The organism is Paenibacillus sp. FSL F4-0243, assembly GCF_037963295.1.
Classification (GTDB): Bacteria; Bacillota; Bacilli; order Paenibacillales; family Paenibacillaceae; genus Paenibacillus_AQ.
Map to the genome: position 1 here is coordinate 6,822,805 of NZ_CP150151.1, position 17,599 is coordinate 6,840,403.

The 17,599-nt window shown below is 41.5% G+C and carries 18 protein-coding genes; 10 read left to right on the forward strand and 8 right to left on the reverse strand.

Annotated elements, in window-relative coordinates:
- Positions 1-131: 131 nt before the first annotated feature.
- Positions 132-1,310, reverse strand: coding sequence for a hypothetical protein (locus tag NSS87_RS30200; RefSeq protein ID WP_339244037.1), 1,179 nt, complete (start codon positions 1,308-1,310; stop codon positions 132-134).
- Positions 1,311-1,474: 164 nt separating this feature from the next.
- Here NSS87_RS30200 and NSS87_RS30205 point away from each other — a divergent pair, with 164 nt between their 5' ends.
- From NSS87_RS30205 to NSS87_RS30220, 4 genes are all read left to right on the forward strand, one after another.
- Positions 1,475-1,705 (forward strand): hypothetical protein, encoded by a 231-nt coding sequence (locus tag NSS87_RS30205; RefSeq protein ID WP_339244039.1) that lies wholly within the window; start codon positions 1,475-1,477, stop codon positions 1,703-1,705.
- An 82-nt stretch (positions 1,706-1,787) separates the two neighbouring features.
- Positions 1,788-2,402, forward strand: a complete 615-nt coding sequence (locus tag NSS87_RS30210; RefSeq protein WP_339244041.1) for a LysE/ArgO family amino acid transporter — start codon at positions 1,788-1,790, stop codon at positions 2,400-2,402.
- Positions 2,403-2,642: 240 nt separating this feature from the next.
- Positions 2,643-3,626 carry a GMP reductase gene (guaC, locus tag NSS87_RS30215; protein WP_339244043.1) on the forward strand — a complete coding sequence of 328 codons (984 nt, stop codon included), beginning with the start codon at positions 2,643-2,645 and terminating at the stop codon, positions 3,624-3,626.
- Between the two features lie 135 nt (positions 3,627-3,761).
- Positions 3,762-4,652, forward strand: coding sequence for a diacylglycerol kinase family protein (locus NSS87_RS30220; RefSeq protein ID WP_339244045.1), 891 nt, complete (start codon positions 3,762-3,764; stop codon positions 4,650-4,652).
- Between the two features lie 102 nt (positions 4,653-4,754).
- Here NSS87_RS30220 and NSS87_RS30225 read toward each other — a convergent pair whose 3' ends face one another.
- The 3 genes from NSS87_RS30225 to NSS87_RS30235 form a co-directional block, all read right to left on the reverse strand.
- Positions 4,755-5,936: a multidrug effflux MFS transporter gene (locus NSS87_RS30225; RefSeq protein WP_339244046.1), complete on the reverse strand. Its 1,182-nt coding sequence runs from the start codon at positions 5,934-5,936 to the stop codon at positions 4,755-4,757.
- Positions 5,937-6,175: 239 nt separating this feature from the next.
- Positions 6,176-6,712 carry a DUF2798 domain-containing protein gene (locus NSS87_RS30230; protein WP_339244048.1) on the reverse strand — a complete coding sequence of 179 codons (537 nt, stop codon included), beginning with the start codon at positions 6,710-6,712 and terminating at the stop codon, positions 6,176-6,178.
- Positions 6,709-7,275, reverse strand: a complete 567-nt coding sequence (locus tag NSS87_RS30235) for a TetR/AcrR family transcriptional regulator (RefSeq protein WP_042192916.1) — start codon at positions 7,273-7,275, stop codon at positions 6,709-6,711. The genes NSS87_RS30230 and NSS87_RS30235 overlap by 4 nt, the downstream gene beginning before the upstream one ends.
- Before the next feature lie 410 nt (positions 7,276-7,685).
- Between NSS87_RS30235 and NSS87_RS30240 the strand changes: the two genes are divergently transcribed.
- Positions 7,686-8,087, forward strand: a complete 402-nt coding sequence (locus tag NSS87_RS30240) for a Rid family hydrolase (RefSeq protein WP_339244052.1) — start codon at positions 7,686-7,688, stop codon at positions 8,085-8,087.
- Positions 8,088-8,213: 126 nt separating this feature from the next.
- Here the strand turns inward: NSS87_RS30240 and NSS87_RS30245 are convergent, their stop codons facing one another.
- Entirely contained in the window at positions 8,214-9,626 is a 1,413-nt protein-coding gene (locus NSS87_RS30245) for an alanine/glycine:cation symporter family protein (RefSeq protein ID WP_076284987.1), read from the reverse strand.
- Positions 9,627-9,825: 199 nt separating this feature from the next.
- Here NSS87_RS30245 and NSS87_RS30250 point away from each other — a divergent pair, with 199 nt between their 5' ends.
- From NSS87_RS30250 to NSS87_RS30265, 4 genes are all read left to right on the forward strand, one after another.
- Entirely contained in the window at positions 9,826-11,391 is a 1,566-nt protein-coding gene (locus tag NSS87_RS30250; RefSeq protein ID WP_339244054.1) for a catalase, read from the forward strand.
- A gap of 140 nt (positions 11,392-11,531) precedes the next feature.
- Positions 11,532-12,518: an SDR family NAD(P)-dependent oxidoreductase gene (locus NSS87_RS30255; RefSeq protein ID WP_339244056.1), complete on the forward strand. Its 987-nt coding sequence runs from the start codon at positions 11,532-11,534 to the stop codon at positions 12,516-12,518.
- Positions 12,515-13,621: an undecaprenyldiphospho-muramoylpentapeptide beta-N-acetylglucosaminyltransferase gene (locus NSS87_RS30260; protein ID WP_339244058.1), complete on the forward strand. Its 1,107-nt coding sequence runs from the start codon at positions 12,515-12,517 to the stop codon at positions 13,619-13,621. The genes NSS87_RS30255 and NSS87_RS30260 overlap by 4 nt, the downstream gene beginning before the upstream one ends.
- A gap of 164 nt (positions 13,622-13,785) precedes the next feature.
- On the forward strand, positions 13,786-14,298 hold the full coding sequence (locus tag NSS87_RS30265) for a DinB family protein (RefSeq protein WP_339244060.1): 513 nt from the start codon (positions 13,786-13,788) through the stop codon (positions 14,296-14,298).
- A gap of 24 nt (positions 14,299-14,322) precedes the next feature.
- Here NSS87_RS30265 and NSS87_RS30270 read toward each other — a convergent pair whose 3' ends face one another.
- Positions 14,323-14,910 (reverse strand): NAD(P)H-dependent oxidoreductase, encoded by a 588-nt coding sequence (locus NSS87_RS30270; protein ID WP_042192931.1) that lies wholly within the window; start codon positions 14,908-14,910, stop codon positions 14,323-14,325.
- Positions 14,911-15,031: 121 nt separating this feature from the next.
- Here NSS87_RS30270 and NSS87_RS30275 point away from each other — a divergent pair, with 121 nt between their 5' ends.
- The gene (locus NSS87_RS30275; RefSeq protein ID WP_339244062.1) at positions 15,032-15,469 is read left to right on the forward strand and encodes a MarR family transcriptional regulator; all 438 of its coding nucleotides are present in this window, start codon (positions 15,032-15,034) and stop codon (positions 15,467-15,469) included.
- A 115-nt stretch (positions 15,470-15,584) separates the two neighbouring features.
- Here the strand turns inward: NSS87_RS30275 and NSS87_RS30280 are convergent, their stop codons facing one another.
- Entirely contained in the window at positions 15,585-16,466 is an 882-nt protein-coding gene (locus NSS87_RS30280; protein ID WP_339248707.1) for an SMI1/KNR4 family protein, read from the reverse strand.
- Between the two features lie 164 nt (positions 16,467-16,630).
- Complete coding sequence (hprK, locus tag NSS87_RS30285; protein ID WP_042192937.1) at positions 16,631-17,542, reverse strand: HPr(Ser) kinase/phosphatase; 912 nt, start codon at positions 17,540-17,542, stop codon at positions 16,631-16,633.
- Positions 17,543-17,599 lie beyond the last annotated feature (57 nt).

The window sequence follows — 17,599 nt, forward strand, 5'->3', positions numbered from 1 at the left end:
AGGCCTTACTAGTTACAAAAGGTCATGAGATGGGATGACATTTATGCTAGGGATGTAATTACAGAATAGAAAAAAAGATACCATCCCTTTAGGGGCAGCATCCCTTGATCAATCCTAATCGATTTCTGGAATTAAAACTTAATTCGTGAAAATCCATTGTCTGTCATTACATACCCCACGCCATTGCCTACATAGTTTAAATTAAAATCATCCTTCAGCTTAAAAGTATAATCTACTGCGAGCGTTTTAGGATTTAAAACATATGTGGTGGAACCCGGGAAGCCAAGCTCAATATTACCATCCTGTAATCGGCCCAACGATACAAAAAATTCTGTCTCATCTTTAAGCGCTACCGACTTAACCAATCCTTTGACATTATATAGAGACAGCTTGCCATTGGCATAAACCCCATAAACTTCACCAAGTGAGGATACGACAGCATCACCTGCGATATCTCTTCCCCACAGTAGATTACCTTTAGAGTTGAATCCGAATAACCGATTCCCTGTCTTTGGTATATTAGTACGGATTAGTACTGTTCCATCGGAAAGCACCTGATTGTAATACACTTCAGTGTACGAATCGGTCGGCATTTGATATGTAAACACTGAATTTAAGGAAGAATCGAGTGCCTGGATACGTGAGCCTTTCCCACCACCGTAATTCGTTTGAATTAAGACACGATTTCCTTGCGCCAACACCGTTCCTTTATAAGAAATATTTTTTACTTTGGTACCACTTTTATTAATTAAAGTTAGTGATCCGTTATAATTCCCATTGTTATCAAAATTACCTTGGGATGCAAAGACTAAACTCCCGTTATCAAGTCTATATAAGTATCCCTCTGTCTGAGACAAATTCACTTTCCATTTCCGTTTTCCGTCTGGTCCCACCGCATAGATCTGAGTTGCGTCAGGTGAAAGATTATCTGTAAAGGTTATGTATACCGTTCCATCTGGCGCCACTAAATAATCTTTCGATTCACGAAACATCGCTGTGCCCGGGTCTGCAAAATTAACTGACCACTTTAGCTTCCCTGTCTGTGTATCATAAGATTTCAGCGTATCAACCAACCATACCTTAGTTTGGGTAGCATGCTCTTCCTTAGTGTGGAGATACACTGTATTTAATGATGGAACCTCCACGGGACCCCCTTCTATGCTTTCTAATGCTCCCACAACATTCAGCTGACTCCATTGGGGGCTAGGTAATTTCGTTACTGTTCCAGCGGCCTCTACAACATTAAAAGATAGCGTACTGGCGGTAATCAGCAAGAGCGCAAGAAGACCTGTAAATATTCCTTTTTTCAAAAAATATCAACCTTTCTTTCCATAAATAGTATGTATCATGTTACTTTACTACCTTTTTTAAGGGACAACAAGATTATATTAATCATCTTTTTTTATAAAGGCATAAATTGTATGATAGTACATATTATTTAGCCAGAAATTATAGATGAAGGGGTCGATAACCAATGGGCGAGAATATCCAGATACAAAATGTAATGGATCAATTAAACAAATGGCTCATTAAATCACCTCAAGAAATCAGACTTATGTCAGAAACAGAAGTGACAGAGCGCCCCCAGCCGCATAAATGGTCACGAAAAGAAATATTAGGACATCTATGTGACTCCGCGATCAATAATCTTGAACGATTCATCAAAATTCAATATGAGGAGCAGCCATACGTCCTGAATGGTTGATTCAAGACTATCTAGAACATATGGAGCACCATATTCAAAAGCAAATTTTATAACGCATTACTCATCACCGGAGGACACAACTATGTTAGCCGCACTACTTCACGGGATCGCCTTAGCCTTTGGATTAATTCTTCCACTTGGCGCACAAAATGTTTTTGTATTTAACCAAGGTGCCTCACAGCCACAGTTTAAAAAAGCCATCCCAGTTATTATTACGGCCGCTTTATGTGACACCCTTCTTATTTTATTAGCCGTGTTAGGTGTTTCCGTTCTTGTGTTTGCCATCCCTGTTCTGCAGACCGCTTTATTTGCTGTGGGACTTGTATTCCTTTTGTATATGGGATGGTCCATCTGGAGAAGCACACCTACCTCTTCATCCCAAGACGCAGCACCTCTATCTTCAAAAAAACAGATCTTATTTGCGATGTCCGTTTCTTTATTAAATCCACACGCGATCCTGGATACAATTGGGGTTATCGGCACCAGCTCCCTTAGTTACACTGGCATAGACAAAGTTACATTCGCCGTTTCGACTATCCTTGTTTCTTGGATTTGGTTCTTTGGGCTTGCTGTAGCAGGAAAGACCGTAGGACAAATAGATTCAAGCGGCAAAATCATGCTGATCATTAATAAGATCTCTGCGATTATCATTTGGGTCGTTGCAGCATATATTGCTTACAAGCTTTTTCAGATGTAATAGAAGAAAGGCCATCCCTATAGGGATGGCCTTTTGTTAATATCTATACATATTCTTGTCCCTACATTCAGTTCACTATATGAATCATTACCCGTACACCAAATCGTCGTATAATTAAGTCCAATTTACACCATAATGTACTAGAATTTTGACTTCTTGTTCGGAATGCTGTACATTACAAAGTGGACGAACAATAATCAAACCAAAATACTATAATGTTCGCATTTAGAGGTGTATATAATGAAAAAAGTATTCGATTATGAAGATATTCAGTTAATTCCTGCAAAATGTATCGTAAATAGCCGTTCTGAGTGTGATACAACAGTCACCTTAGGTGGTCATACTTTTAAATTACCTGTGGTACCTGCAAATATGCAAACCATCATAGATGAGAAGATCGCCAGCTTCTTAGCCCAAAGTGGCTACTTCTACATTATGCATCGTTTTGAGCCGGAGAAGCGTACGTCTTTCATCAAGGACATGCACACCCGCGGATTAATCGCATCCATTAGTGTCGGAGTCAAAGAAGAAGAATACGATTTCGTTGAACAATTAGCTAACGAACAGTTGATTCCGGAATTCATTACGATCGATATTGCACATGGTCATTCCGAGGCTGTCATTCGAATGATCAAACATATTAAACAATATCTACCTGCTAGTTTCGTTATTGCTGGAAACGTGGGAACTCCTGAAGGCGTTAGAGAATTAGAGAACGCTGGGGCCGACGCTACTAAAGTGGGAATTGGACCAGGGAAAGTATGTATCACGAAGATTAAGACAGGATTCGGAACAGGTGGCTGGCAATTAGCCGCACTACGCTTGTGTGCCAAGGCTGCAAGTAAGCCTATTATCGCTGACGGGGGCATTCGGACACACGGCGATATCGCCAAATCCATTAGATTTGGTGCTTCCATGGTCATGATCGGTTCCCTATTTGCTGGGCATGAAGAATCTCCTGGTGATACCATCGAGATTGATGGAAAGCTGTATAAAGAGTACTTTGGCTCCGCTTCTGAATACCAAAAAGGTGAAAAGAAGAATGTTGAGGGCAAAAAAATTGTTGTCGAGCACAAAGGTGCTTTAGCAGAAACGTTGAGAGAGATGGAGCAAGATCTTCAGTCCTCGATTTCTTATGCTGGAGGCAATAAATTAGAAGCTATTCGTAAAGTCGACTATGTTATCGTTAAGAATTCCATTTTTAATGGTGACAAGGTCTATTAACAAACATAAAAGAGGTGAGTAAGACGACTTAGGTCGTTCTTGCTCACCTTTTTTTAGGTTGTTATGATTTCTGCTATACCACTTTGGGGTAATCATCTAATAGGCTATTAGATTGAACAAGAGAGGATAATCCCTATGCGGCAAGCTATGATTATTATTAACCCCTCATCTGGTAAAGAAGAAGCTGGCGAATATGTCAGATATGCAGAAAGAGTTCTAGCTGATCAAGGCTACTTGGTTACGATTAAGGAGACGGCAAAAGAACTAGATGCAACTCGTTATTGTATCACTGCCTGTGAGGAGTGTTACGATCTAGTCGTCTCCATTGGCGGGGATGGCACGCTTCACGAGACTATTAATGGTCTTATGAATCAGAAACAACACCCAAAGTTAGGTGTAGTCCCTTTAGGAACGGTTAATGATTTTGCCCGCGCGTTACAGATTCCGCTGAATCCCGAAATAGCCATTCAAACCCTTGCTTCTTCTAACGTAAAGACAGTGGATGTTGGTTGCTTGAATGACCGCTTATTTGGCAACGTTGTTGCAGTAGGTTCAATCGCCGGATCTTTATCCTCCGTTTCAATCGAAGAGAAAACTAAGCTCGGCTCTTTGGCATATTTGAAAGAAGGCCTAAAACAACTTACAAGCACCTCCCCCCACCCTCTTGTCATTCATTATGACGAGAAGACATGGCAAGGCGATTCCCCGCTTTTTCTCGCCGTGTTAACCAACTCCGTTGGCGGATTCGAGAATCTGATACCTGATGCTGAGGTTGACGATGGTCTGCTTCACTGTTTTATTATTCAAGACCTCAGTATACTCAATACCATTACAGCCAGTATTTCTTTACTACTTGGCAGCCTTAAGGATCATAAAGACGTTGTCTATTTCACGGCCCAAAATGTGACTGTGAGCTCTCCAGAAGCCGTAAAAACCAATGTGGATGGTGAAGAAGGTCCGATTTTACCAATTACGCTAAGTGTTCTCCCTCGTCATATCCAAGTCATTGTACCGGAAGTGGACTAACAAATAAAAAGCAGTCCGGAACTCAAAAAGTTCCAGACTGCCATTCATTTATGGATACCCCGTTCCATATCTCCTTCTAATCAAATAACTAAGAAGTACATTCTATTCCGCTACAATAAACTTTTTACTTAATAACCACATTCCGCCGCTAATCCCTAAGAAATAGATGGGCATCGTCAGTAATGAACCATTATGCAGGGCGCTCATTCCCCATGTCGCCAAACTAACTAATAAGTAATATCCCAAACTGAAGATCGCACCTGCTGTTCCCACAACATCCTGAAAATTGACAAGCGCAAGACTTAGACAATTAGGTAAAGCGATACCGGCCCCCATTAACATGACAAAAAGGGTTATTAGAATGCATACCATCAACATCATATTCGGCAACGAGGCAAGGCTGCTTACGATTGTTAATAGCAAAGCCCCACTGGTCATCACTAAACAGCCGATGTGAATTATTTTTTCTGCGGCATAGAGACTCAATAATCTCTTGGACATCATTGCTCCCACTATCGATGCCAAAGCCACAACAATGCCTAGAAAACCATATACTCCCGGTGAAATGTTAAAGTGTTCAATAAATATAAAGGGTGCTTCCGCATAGTAGCTAAATAAAACTCCATTGATGCCCCCGATCAGTAACCCAAACACTAGTACACGTGGCAATGAGAGCATTCTTTTAACGATAGGTAGAATAGCCACCTTTTTTCTCGCGGAAACATCAGTCGTTTCTGGCAGCTTCCAAAAAGCATACACAAATAACAACACACTCATCATCACTAATGTAAAGAAAACCGCTCGAAAACCAAAAGCTTGATCCACCCATCCGCCAATAAGCGGCCCTACTGCTGGAGTAAAAGCGATCACCGCCGAGATTTGGGCAAACATGGCATGCCGCTTATTCCCGGATACACTCTCCCGAAGAATGGTTTGCGTAATGATAGAGCCAGTTGCTGCTCCAAATGCTTGAATGAAACGGCTGACCAGAAGTAGAGTAATGGATTCCGAGTAAAAACACATCAAGCTTCCAATACCATATACAATGAGGCCACCTAGCATGGCAGGTCTCCGTCCGATGAAATCAGAGAGCCAACCCCAACACAAAACACCTAAAGCAAATCCGATAAAATATATGCTTAATGTTAACTGTACAGAACTATTAGAGACCCCAAGTGCTACCGCAATATCCGGCAACGATGGAGTGTAGATCGTCTCACTAATTTGCGGAAAAGCCACAAGAACAATCATTAGCAGTAAAGATGGTGCTGCATATTTTTTCATATTAAATTCGCCCTCCTACAAGCTTATATCCTCGAACAGCAACAAGAATATGAGCCTAGCTAGGGAAATGGGGGCATCATTATGGCAAGACGACTATAGATCATCATGTTCAATATTACCTTTCATTGTTAAGTTTTCTTTGTTATATAGGAGGGTTTCAATGATTCAACTAAAATATCATTATATACGGTAATAGAAAAGCTCTCAAACAAAACGCTTCGCCTGAGAGCATAGTTATGTTATGAGTTTTGTTCCGGTAATCCATTTACAGTTATACCAGCGGCGCTGGAATTCTTTTTATCCTGAGAAGCATGTAGCTTTACCATCACAAATCGTGCAAAAGGTTGGATCACTATACTTTCAGCGATCAGTACGATTAGGAAATTTCTTGGCCAATTCGCTAAGAAGTGATTGAACGTTTCAGAACTCAATCCGTTTCCGATGATGTCTCCAATAAAGGTCATCACAAATGACATTCCTAGTACGGTGAAAAGAATGCGAAACAGAATTTTGGCGTTGAAGCTATCGCTAGGTTGTGTGAATTTAGCTGTCAGCTTTTCTGCGATACGCCCAATAACAACAGGCTCTAAAATCATAACAATGACCCAAATGATCGGAAACACCTTAAGGATCGATAAGGCAACTTCCCCATTAAATTCTCCAACCGCTAAAATGATATTTAATGAAGACATAAACAGAACGGTTAGCGTGCAAATAATTGCACCGTATAATGCGCCCTCTTTGCCGTTTCTCGGTAATCTTGTTTCTAGATTCATGATGTTCTTCCTTTCAAAATTGTCGGTAATAGTTTCGCAATAGTCTTTAAAGGTGCGGTAGATCGCTGCGTTTGACACAGCATGATCGCACCCTCAATCGAGGTTGTCATCAATAAAGCAATATCAGAAGCTAGTTCATTCGAGAAGCCTTCAGTTGCAAGCTTCGTGTAGTAAATAGCCTGAATGTTCTCATAAAGTGAGTTACATGCTTGGCGGACAGGCTCACTGACCGTAGCCATTTCACTGACAATACTGCTAAATGTATAGCCTGTAAGCTTGCCCTCGGTTTCCAAGTTGTGAATTAACTTATTAAGCATGAATTGCGTGGCCTCTTGCGTAGAAGAATGCTTTTTGAAAATGTCCTCCATATCTATTGTGATTGCTTCCTTTAGGCTCTTTAGACAAGCAATTAATAGTTCTTCTTTTCCATTTGGAAAATGATGATAGAGCGCTCCTTTGGTAACATCACAAGCTTTTAAAATTTCACTAACGCCTACACTCTTGTAACCTTTTTGTTGAAAAAGGAGTGTCGCCTTCTCAATCATTAGTGATTTTGTATCCATAATTACGTATCCTCCTAACATACCAACCGGTCTGTTTGTAATTATAACAACATAATATCCGTTAATGTAAGTGTTTTTTGCTTTTTTTCAAAAAAACATTGAAGTTTTCATAAAACGCAGCAAAAAAAGACCCTAGTCATGTTGTGCCGGAGGAGGCAAAGTTGCCGTCGCACATGGATTAATGTTATCATTCTGATGAAGTTATCTTGCTTTAAATATGAAGGAGGAATACCTGATGAAAAAGAGATCCCTAAAATATTTATCTTTTGGTATTGGGTATTCTACTGCTGTTTTTTTCTAGAATTAATGATTGATAGGATAAGTCTGTCAAAAATTAAAACTAAAAAACAGTGGAGATATATAACCTAGCTATCGTTATGTATCTTCTATTTAAAGGAGACTTCATAAAAATGAACTTAAATAATCATGTGATCACAAGATATAATCCAGAAAATATTGCGAAACCCGTTGGTAACTACAGTCATGTAACAAAAATTAGCAGAAACGCTGAAATGTATGTATTTTCTGGTCAAATTGGAATCGATCAAAACAGTGATATCCCTACAGATTTTAATCAACAAGTAACAAATACGATGAGTAATATTGTGGAAGTCCTCTCTTCTCAAAAGTTGACTCCCGATAACGTAATCAAAATCAACATTTGGGCCACAGAAGAAATCGATTGGGATCATTTCTATGGAATTTGGAATAAAGTATTCGGGATGACGCCTCCTTCAATGACCATTGCTTATGTTAAAGGATTAGGTTTACCTGAATTGAAAATCGAATTAGATGTTTGGGCTGCAGGATAAACTAAATTAAGCAGGACTAATTTAAAATACTGTACGCAAAACGAGCCTTAGAAGCGATTCTAAAGGCTCGTTTTTCTAATTTGACAGCAAAAAGAGCTCAGTCTCCTGAGCCCTTCAAATACATTTCTATCTTTTTATATCTGAAGAATTGTCCCAACCTTCAACGTTCTCGAGCCCCGGAATGCTGTCTTTATAGAAAACAGGATCCTTCCCTTCACGTTTCTGCTTTTTATAATCCTTCAAGGCGGCAAAGGCCACTTTAGATAATAGCAGGATGGCAATCAAATTCACGATAACCATGAAGCCCATAAATAAGTCGGCCAAATCCCATACCAATTGAACCTTTGCTACGGAACCAAAAATAATCATTGCCAAAACACTGTATCTATAGAATAGTAATACCTTTTTGTTGGAATTCAAAAATTCTATATTAGTTTCACCGTAATAATAATTTCCAATTAACGTGCTGAAAGCAAACAAAAAAATCATAATCGCTAGTGATCCGGATGCCCACGAACCAATATGCTCGCTTAATGCAGCTTGTGTCAGCTTGATTCCGTCCAGCCCTGGCTGCTTATAGGCATCAGATAACAAGATAATGAACGCCGTACTCGAACAAATAAGTAACGTATCTGTGAGTACGCCTAGCGCTTGCATTAGCCCTTGCTTCACCGGATGACTCGTGGTTGCCGTTGCCGCAGCATTAGGTGCACTACCCATACCCGCTTCGTTAGAGAACAAACCACGCTTCACGCCCTGCAAAATTACTGCACCAAGAGAGCCACCAGCGACTTGTTCAAATCCGAAGGCACTTTTCACAATGAGTGCGAAAACTCCTGGGAGCTCTGTAATATTAATCAGCATAATAATAAGAGCAGCCCCAATGTAGATTCCTGCCATTACCACTACAATATATTCGGACATTCTTGCGATACGCTTAACACCGCCAAAGATAACCAGCGCAAAGGCAGCAGCCATTACAAGCCCAAGAATGGCCCGATTGGTGCCAAATGAATTCTCAAAGGCCACTGTGACCGTATTCGATTGGACCGCGTTAAATACAAGCCCGAAGGATAATGTAATCAGAACCGCGAATATCGCACCCATCCAGCGCTTGTTCAGGCCTTTCTCCATATAATAGGCAGGCCCACCGCGAAATCCGGTCTTATCCTTCACTTTATATACCTGTGCCAAAGTGCTTTCTATAAAACCGGACGCTGATCCAATAATGGCAATCACCCACATCCAGAAAATAGCCCCTGGACCACCTATGGCAATAGCAATTGCGATTCCCGTTATATTACCTGTCCCTACCCTCGCCGCCATACTAATGCAGAAGGCCTGGAAGGATGAAATACTATCTTTTGACCTTTCATTGGATCCTTTAAGAACCCGAAACATTTCTTTGAACATACCAAACTGTACAAATTTCGATCTTACGGTGAAATAAAGTCCACAAGCAATAAGAAGGATCACCAATATTTTCGACCACAAAAAATCATTTGTTACGCTAATCATACTATCTAAAAATTGTTGCATGTAATTCCGCCTCTCCATTCTGTCGATACCAAGTTGCTAAGCTTATAACACATAGTATTTTCAAATATAACAGTCATTATTTCAAATGCCAATAAAAATTGTAACTTTCATAACATCTCTTGTCAGTGGATTTCGCATACTTTTCAGAATTATGGTAGAAAATACTATTCATATCTGAAGAGAGGTGGAGTTTTGTCATATGGATAAGGAAAAAGAAGATATGATTTTAACGGATCGACAGGGACATCCCATTACAGATAATCAAAATATACGAACGGTAGGAAATCGCGGGCCCTCGACGCTCGAAAACTACCACTTTATCGAGAAAATATCTCATTTTGATCGAGAGCGTATTCCGGAACGTGTTGTGCATGCTAGGGGTGCAGGAGCCCACGGGTATTTTGAAGCTTATGGAAAAGTAGGCGATGAACCCGTCTCGAAGTATACGCGTGCTAAGCTTTTTCAAGAAGCAGGCAAAAAAACACCTGTATTCGTAAGGTTTTCAACAGTGGTTCATGGCGTGTACTCTCCGGAGACCTTTCGTGATCCACGTGGCTTCGCCACAAAGTTCTATACAGAGGATGGCAACTGGGACTTGGTCGGCAACAATCTGAAGATTTTCTTTATCCGTGATCCGCTGAAATTTCCTGACATGGTTCATGCTTTCAAGCCAGATCCCGTGACCAATCTGCAAAACCCAGAGCGGATGTTTGATTTCGTATCGAACTCTCCTGAAGCTACTCATATGATTACATTCCTGTTCTCTCCTTGGGGGATTCCAGCCAACTATCGGCAGATGCAGGGGTCTGGAGTTAATACCTATAAATGGGTGAATGAAAACGGCGAAGCTGTCTTAATCAAATACCATTGGGAGCCGCTGAAACATGGCATTAAGAATCTAACTCAGCAAGCCGCTGAGGATATACAAGCCAAAAACGTCAGCCATGCTACGCAGGATCTATATGAGGCTATTGCGCGCAAGGATTACCCTGAATGGGAGCTTTGTGTGCAAATCCTGAGTGACGATGAGCATCCTGAGCTCGATTTTGATCCACTCGATCCTACTAAGCTTTGGGATCATGAACGTTTTCCATTTTTACCTGTAGGGAAGATGGTTCTGGATCGAAACCCAGACAATTATTTTGCCGAGGTCGAACAGGTCGCTTTCGGGACTGGAGTTCTAGTAGACGGTCTGGATTTCTCGGATGACAAGCTGCTGCAAGGCCGGACGTTCTCCTATTCGGATACTCAGCGGCACCGGGTGGGAGCCAACTACATTCAATTACCGATCAATGCTCCAAAGACAAGGGTAGCGACGAATCAGCGGGATGGGCAAATGACTTATCATGTGGATAAGGCGCCTGAGCAAAACCCACATGTGAATTACGAACCTTCCTCGCTTGGCGGGTTAAAGGAGGCAGCTCCTTCTGGCAAAGAACATCAACCGATGTATAATGATCGACTAGTTCGCGACAAAATTAGTCGGACAAATGACTTCGGGCAAGCTGGTGATACCTATCGCAAGTTCGAGGATTGGGAACGGGATGAATTGATTCATAACCTGGTCGATGCCCTAAAAATATGTGCGCCTGTGATTCAAACCAATATGATTGAACATTTTACAAAAGCTGATCCAGACTACGGTCGCCGAGTGGCTGAAGGTCTTGCTCAAGCCAAAGCCGACCACAAGCATCTAGGTACTTCAGAGAATCGAGACGGCGCGGAAATTGCGGAGCAATCCGGTAAACAAACCGATGGTTATTAGAAGTTAAATGAAGGGTTAAGGGATCTGTTATAAGGGTTCTTTAACCTTTTTTTGATTTTGAGAGCTTTCGCTTTGCCATATTCACGTAACATATGAACACTATGATTATTGTGTAGCTAAGATCATAGGAGGAACAAACCGTGCAAAATACAACCATATTAATTACCGGTGGAACCGGATCTTGGGGACGACAACTCGTGAAACGGTTATTGGAAAGAGACCCTAAAGAAATTAGAATATTTTCCCGCAATGAGTCACTTCAAGTAGAACTACAACAGGAATATCATCATAATCCAAAGCTAACGTTCATCATCGGTGATATACGTGATAAGCAAGAACTGATGCAAGCTTGCCATCAGGTAGATTATATCTATCATTTAGCGGCCTTGAAGCATGTCCCGATCTGTGAACAACAACCGGACAGTGCGATGAAGACTAACGTACTCGGAACTCAGCATGTGATTCAAGCCGCTATTAAACATGGCGTAAAAAAAGTAGTCTATGTCTCAACTGATAAAGCAGCGCAACCATCGAGCACCTACGGAATGACAAAATCACTCGGTGAAAAGCTAATGGTTCATGCCAATCTCAGACAAACCAAAACTCAGTTTGTATGTGTGAGAAGTGGCAACGTACTCGGTTCAACGGGTAGCGTGGTGCCTATTTTCAAACAAAGTATTTCAAATGGAAAAGACATTTCCCTTACAGACGCTAGAATGACTCGTTTTTTCCTAACTATAGATGATGCGATCACCTTACTCCTTAAAGCGACAGAAGAAAGCAGAGGCGGAGAAGTCTTTGTGACCAAGATGCCTGCCTGTAACATTAAGGATCTTGCCCAAGTCTTAATTGATAACTTATCAACTAGCACGATCCAAATCAATGAAACGGGGATTCGCCCAGGAGAAAGTTTAAGTGAGGCCCTAATTTCGGAATTCGAGAGTGCTTCTTCCATTCATCTGGATGATCACTATTATGTGATTCTCCCTCCTTTTCCTATAGAAGGTTTACAAGAAGCCTATGCCTCTTGCCCGCCTGTGGACTTCCAGAGCTATGATTCCAATCATGTGTTGATGAGCAAACCTGCGATAAAAGAAATGTTACAACAAGGGGGGTTTCTAGCATGAGTACCTCGATCGTATTTACAGGTGGAGGCTCCGCAGGCCATGTATCAGGGAACCTGGTGTTGATTCCTAACTGTCTAGCTGAGGATTGGGACGTTCATTATATAGGCTCCGAACACGGGATTGAGCGTAAGCTTTTGTCTGACTACAAGGAGGAGGTAACCTATCATCCCATTTCCACAGGGAAATTGAGACGCTACTTCGATTGGAAGAATGTGACCGATATATTCAAAATCATAAAAGGCATCTCTCAATCCTACCGTCTCCTACGAACCATCAAGCCAAGTGTGATTTTTTCAAAAGGCGGATTTGTTTCTGTACCGGTTGTGATTGGGGCTAAACTGAACAAGGTGCCTATCATTATTTATGAACCAGACCTAAATCTTGGACTAGCAAATAAAATCTCGCTTCCGTTTGCCACACATCTATGTACAAATTTTCTGGATACTGTAACCAAATCTGCTTCCCTCAAAGCCGTTCATGTCGGTCCGATCTTGAAGGAGCAATTCAAATTAGCTGATAAACAACGCGGTTTTGCCTTTTGCGGATTTACCTCTGTTAAGCCTGTTCTTCTCATTATGGGAGGAAGCCAAGGGGCACATAGCATTAACCAAATGGTGAAAAATGTACTCTCCGAGTTGATAGATAAATTTCAAGTGGTTCATATTTGCGGGGAGGGAAAGGTCGATTATCACCTCTCTATGTCAGGCTACAAATCGTATGAATTCGTTACAAGCTGCGAATTGCCGCATTTATTAGCTATGGCTGATGTTGTCGTATCTCGTGCAGGCTCAAACTCTATGATGGAGCTTCTTACTATGCAAAAGCCAATGTTATTAATTCCTCACACGAATGGTGGGAGCCGCTCTGGTCAACTTGCCCAAGCGGAGTATTTTCAACAAACTGGACTCGCTGAAATGTTACTTGAAGAAGAGATGACCACTCAAAGCTTTGTTCATTCGATAATGAAGGTATACAAGAACCGCTCTACTTACAAAGATAAAATGAAACCTTATGAGAATGGCAGAGGAGCCTTTAAGGTAATGAACTTAATCAAACAAGTAAGCGGCGAGGATTTAACAATGATCAAGGCAGGTACGGTTTAGATGGGAATGAAGCTAGTGAATTGGTTACTCCTCTGCTTTATCGCTGTCGTCTGTATTTTGGTTTACTTTGGACAAAGGATCCTATAATAAACATCTCTAAATTGTACCGAACATTTTTGGAATGGGTATAATTAACGTATCTATAATCTTAGGGGGAGAAACTCATGGAGAAACATCCGACGTTAGAAATGTATGACTACAATGTATGGGCTAATCAAACAATCATCCATCGCTTAAAGGAGCTGCCTAAAGACATTTATCATAAGGATATCCAGAGCGGTTTTTCTTCGGTAGCGAAGGTTGTGACGCATATTTATGTCGTGGAGAACATTTGGTTTGACTTGATTGAAGGGCGAACTAGGAATGAAGCTAAAGCATCAGCTGCCCAATTAGAGCCCTTGTTAGCAATAAAAGATATTGAAGAAATGGATGTCCTCTATCGTGAGCTAACCAGCAAAAATAAAATGGTGTTGGCTAGTCAAATAGATAAGGACCCCACCGTTGTGTTAGATCATCCAACGATGGGATCACTTGAGACATCCATTTCCGGTGCTATCTTCCACGTAGTAAACCATGGCAGCTATCACCGTGGGAATATCGGGACTATGCTGCGACAAATGGACCATACCTCAGTGCTGCAGGATTATGTTGCCTATCTTTATAACGAGTCCAAATAATCATCGATCCGTTATCTTTGAGAATTAATTAGCCACAGCTTTGAAATATTGATAGACCTGATTTAGCTTTTTGTCATGTTTACCTTTTGGACTCTCCATATTCCCAAACTCGAAAAACTTCACTTTTTTCATACCGCAATATTGAAATAATGCTTTTCTCATCAGTACCTTATGGGAATTGTTTAACCAATATAAAGGATAAAGGGTTGGCCCCTTCATGCTGGAAATACAAACCACGGACTTACCTTTCAGCAGCCCTTCGGGGATAAGGCCGCCCTTTTCTCTATAAGCAAAATTAGAGGCAAACATTTGATCAATATACCCGAGCAGCATGGCTGGAGGCCGGCCCCACCAGATCGGATACACAAACACAATTTTGTCTGCCTGACGAATCTGCTCACGATACTTCTCAAACTTGGGATCGATATGCATGTCTCTTCTACGTTTATTTTCGTTAAAGACCAGCACCGGATCAAATTGCTCTTCATATAGATCAAGCACCTCGATGTTCGTGATCTTTCGATTTTCATTACTTCCTTGAATGACTTTATTGAGAAAAGCATAACTTAAACTTTTATGATTCGGATGAGTATAGATGACTAAAACATTCATTGGTCCACCTCTTTAATTATCATTTGATAACAAAATCGTATCACAATCTTTATTTAGTTGTCAAATGATAATTGTATTATGATAATTATTTTGTTAAAGTTTACACTAAGAGGTGATCGTTATGGACAAAGAAGCGTTTTTTCATAAATTAGTGACCTTTACGACGGCAGTCCATGAAGTAACATTCGATTTAACCAAAGATGTTAGACCGGAAGGTATTACGCCCGTTCAATATAGTATTCTGGAGTATATTGCGGTCAGCCAGCCTGTTACCCTCAGTCAAATTAGTGATTGTAAGAATATCTCTATGCCGAACACGAGCCGTGAGCTCAAGAAATTAACAGAAAAGAATCTTTGTGAAAAGCTGGATGTCGCAGAAGATCGGCGTAAGCAAATGATTCGGTTGTCTGACGCTGGACAAGCGATGATGAACAAAGCTTTTGAACAGATCGGCGAACGTTTCCTGGACCGGATCAAGGATTCTTCTACTGAAGAACTGGAAGAAATCAACCGAGCACTCGATGTGCTTCAGTCCAAGGTGTTTAATAACGACAATTGAGCAGACTAAAAAACAGAGCAGCTGCCTCCATTATAGGAGAACCGCTGCTCTGTTTTTTTCGATCGTTTATTTGGCTGATTTATCATCCCCACATTCAGCTAAATCGCCGAATCCACTATTTCACCAGTCCACCGATAAAGGACTCAAAATTGTCAGCCAAGCGTGTGATCTTGTATTTGTTATCTCGATCTACATGGATAACCTCGGGTTCGCCATCATTTCCAAACTCGCGGTAATCCAGCATGATTACTTCATTCTCAGAAGGACAATCACAAATCACCACACCAACCTCAGGATAACGTCCATTTTCAATCACAGTCCGGCTGCCTGAAGCTCCACACAGCGACTTATTCTTATCTCGTCCAATTCCAAGGATCCCTGAAATCGTAATAAATTCTTCTGTTCCCGGAATTGGGTACCGATTGTTATGAGGAATTCCCCCATTATGTAGCTTCATCATTTCAACGTAGTATTTTGGCAGCTTAAAAACCAGCTCTTCTTCTACTGAAGCAATCAATGCATCTGTAGGCGATTCAGAGATATATTCTGAGAAAGCATACTCGCTGTCATCCCAAAAGTTGGTGGTATCGATCGCTACTACAGGCTTCTTTGCAGGTTTACTCACAGGTTTTTTCGTAGCTTTCTTAGCCAATTTGCGTTTGATCCATCCCAAAAACTCCAAGGTGTCCTCATCATCAGGCTCTAGCTCGTCTGCAATTGTAAATGCTTTTAAAGCTTCGTCGTACCGCTTCAGATAATAATAGGAAACTCCGATACGGTAATGCCAAAGCGGGTCACCTTCACCCTCTTCTTCAATGCTCAAATACTGCTCTAAAGCTTCTTCATATTGCCCGAGATTATTAAGCGCTCTGCCCAAATGACTAGTTAGAACATAATCTCTTTCCTCTTCAGGAATTTCCGTTATTGCATCCACGATTTCTTGAAATTCATCCTCTTCATGCCAAGTATCCAATTTTCCCAATAGCTCATCACTCATCATTAATACCTCCTAGTAACGATCACTCAAAATACCTATTAGAAATTATACCATTTATAGCCTATGCCCAGCCAATCACGCATTAAAGGCGAAATTCAGTTAAAAAAACAGACCACATAGCTCTTCTGCGGTCTGTTACGTATACACAAATTCATGAGCACCCCTCATTGCTTGTTTTCAATCCTCTGCATGAACTCTTCAACGGCGCTATAGCCAAGCTGCTTCAGATACCAGTTGTTGGCGGCAGCTTCAATTAGGCCGGCTACGTCACGGCCGGGCTGAAGCTGGATTTCAATATGCGGAATTTGGACACCGAGATAGTCTGTGAACTTCGGCTCCAGTTCGAGCTCATTATTCAAGGAATTTTCTCGCCAAGGAGATAACTCGATGTCGAGTACAATTCGCGTCTCATCCTGAAAAGCTCTACGCCCGTACTGGCGTACAACATTGATCAGACCAATACTGCGCAGCGCTAGGAATTCGCGGGTCGTCTCGTTATGTGTGCCGAGAAGCGTCGCCGGTCCCAGCTTCTTCAGCACCACGATATCATCCGCCACAAACCGATGACCTCTTCTAATAAGCGTATGCGCGGTTTCGCTTTTTCCAATCCCTGACTTGCCTCTGAGTAGGACACCTATACCAGACACGTTTACACATACTCCATGAATTGAAAGCTCTGGCGCCAGCGCCTTCACCAGATAGGTATCAATCTTTGCGATGATCTCTGTCGTCGTCTCCTGCGTCCGAAGCAACGGGATGCCCTCTTCTTCGCAGAATAGAGTTAAATAAGGAATCTCCTGCTGACCTGTCGTCACAATAAAGCATGGTGGATGATACTTGACGATATTACCAATATGTAACTTGCGCTCTTCAACGCTTAGGGTTAACAGATAATTGATTTCCTTGCAGCCCAATACTTGTACCCGCTTCGTTGGGAAAAAATCAAAGTAACCCACGAACTCCAGACCAGGTCTATGCGCCTTTGAACGAGTGATTTCACGATCCATGCAGCTAGCACCTGCAAGCACTTCCAGCTTAAACGTCTCTGTAAGGCTTTGAACGGTAGTCGATTTCAATGCTGTTCCCTCCTGTGGCTGCGTATCTCGAATACGCAATACGGTTAACGGGATATA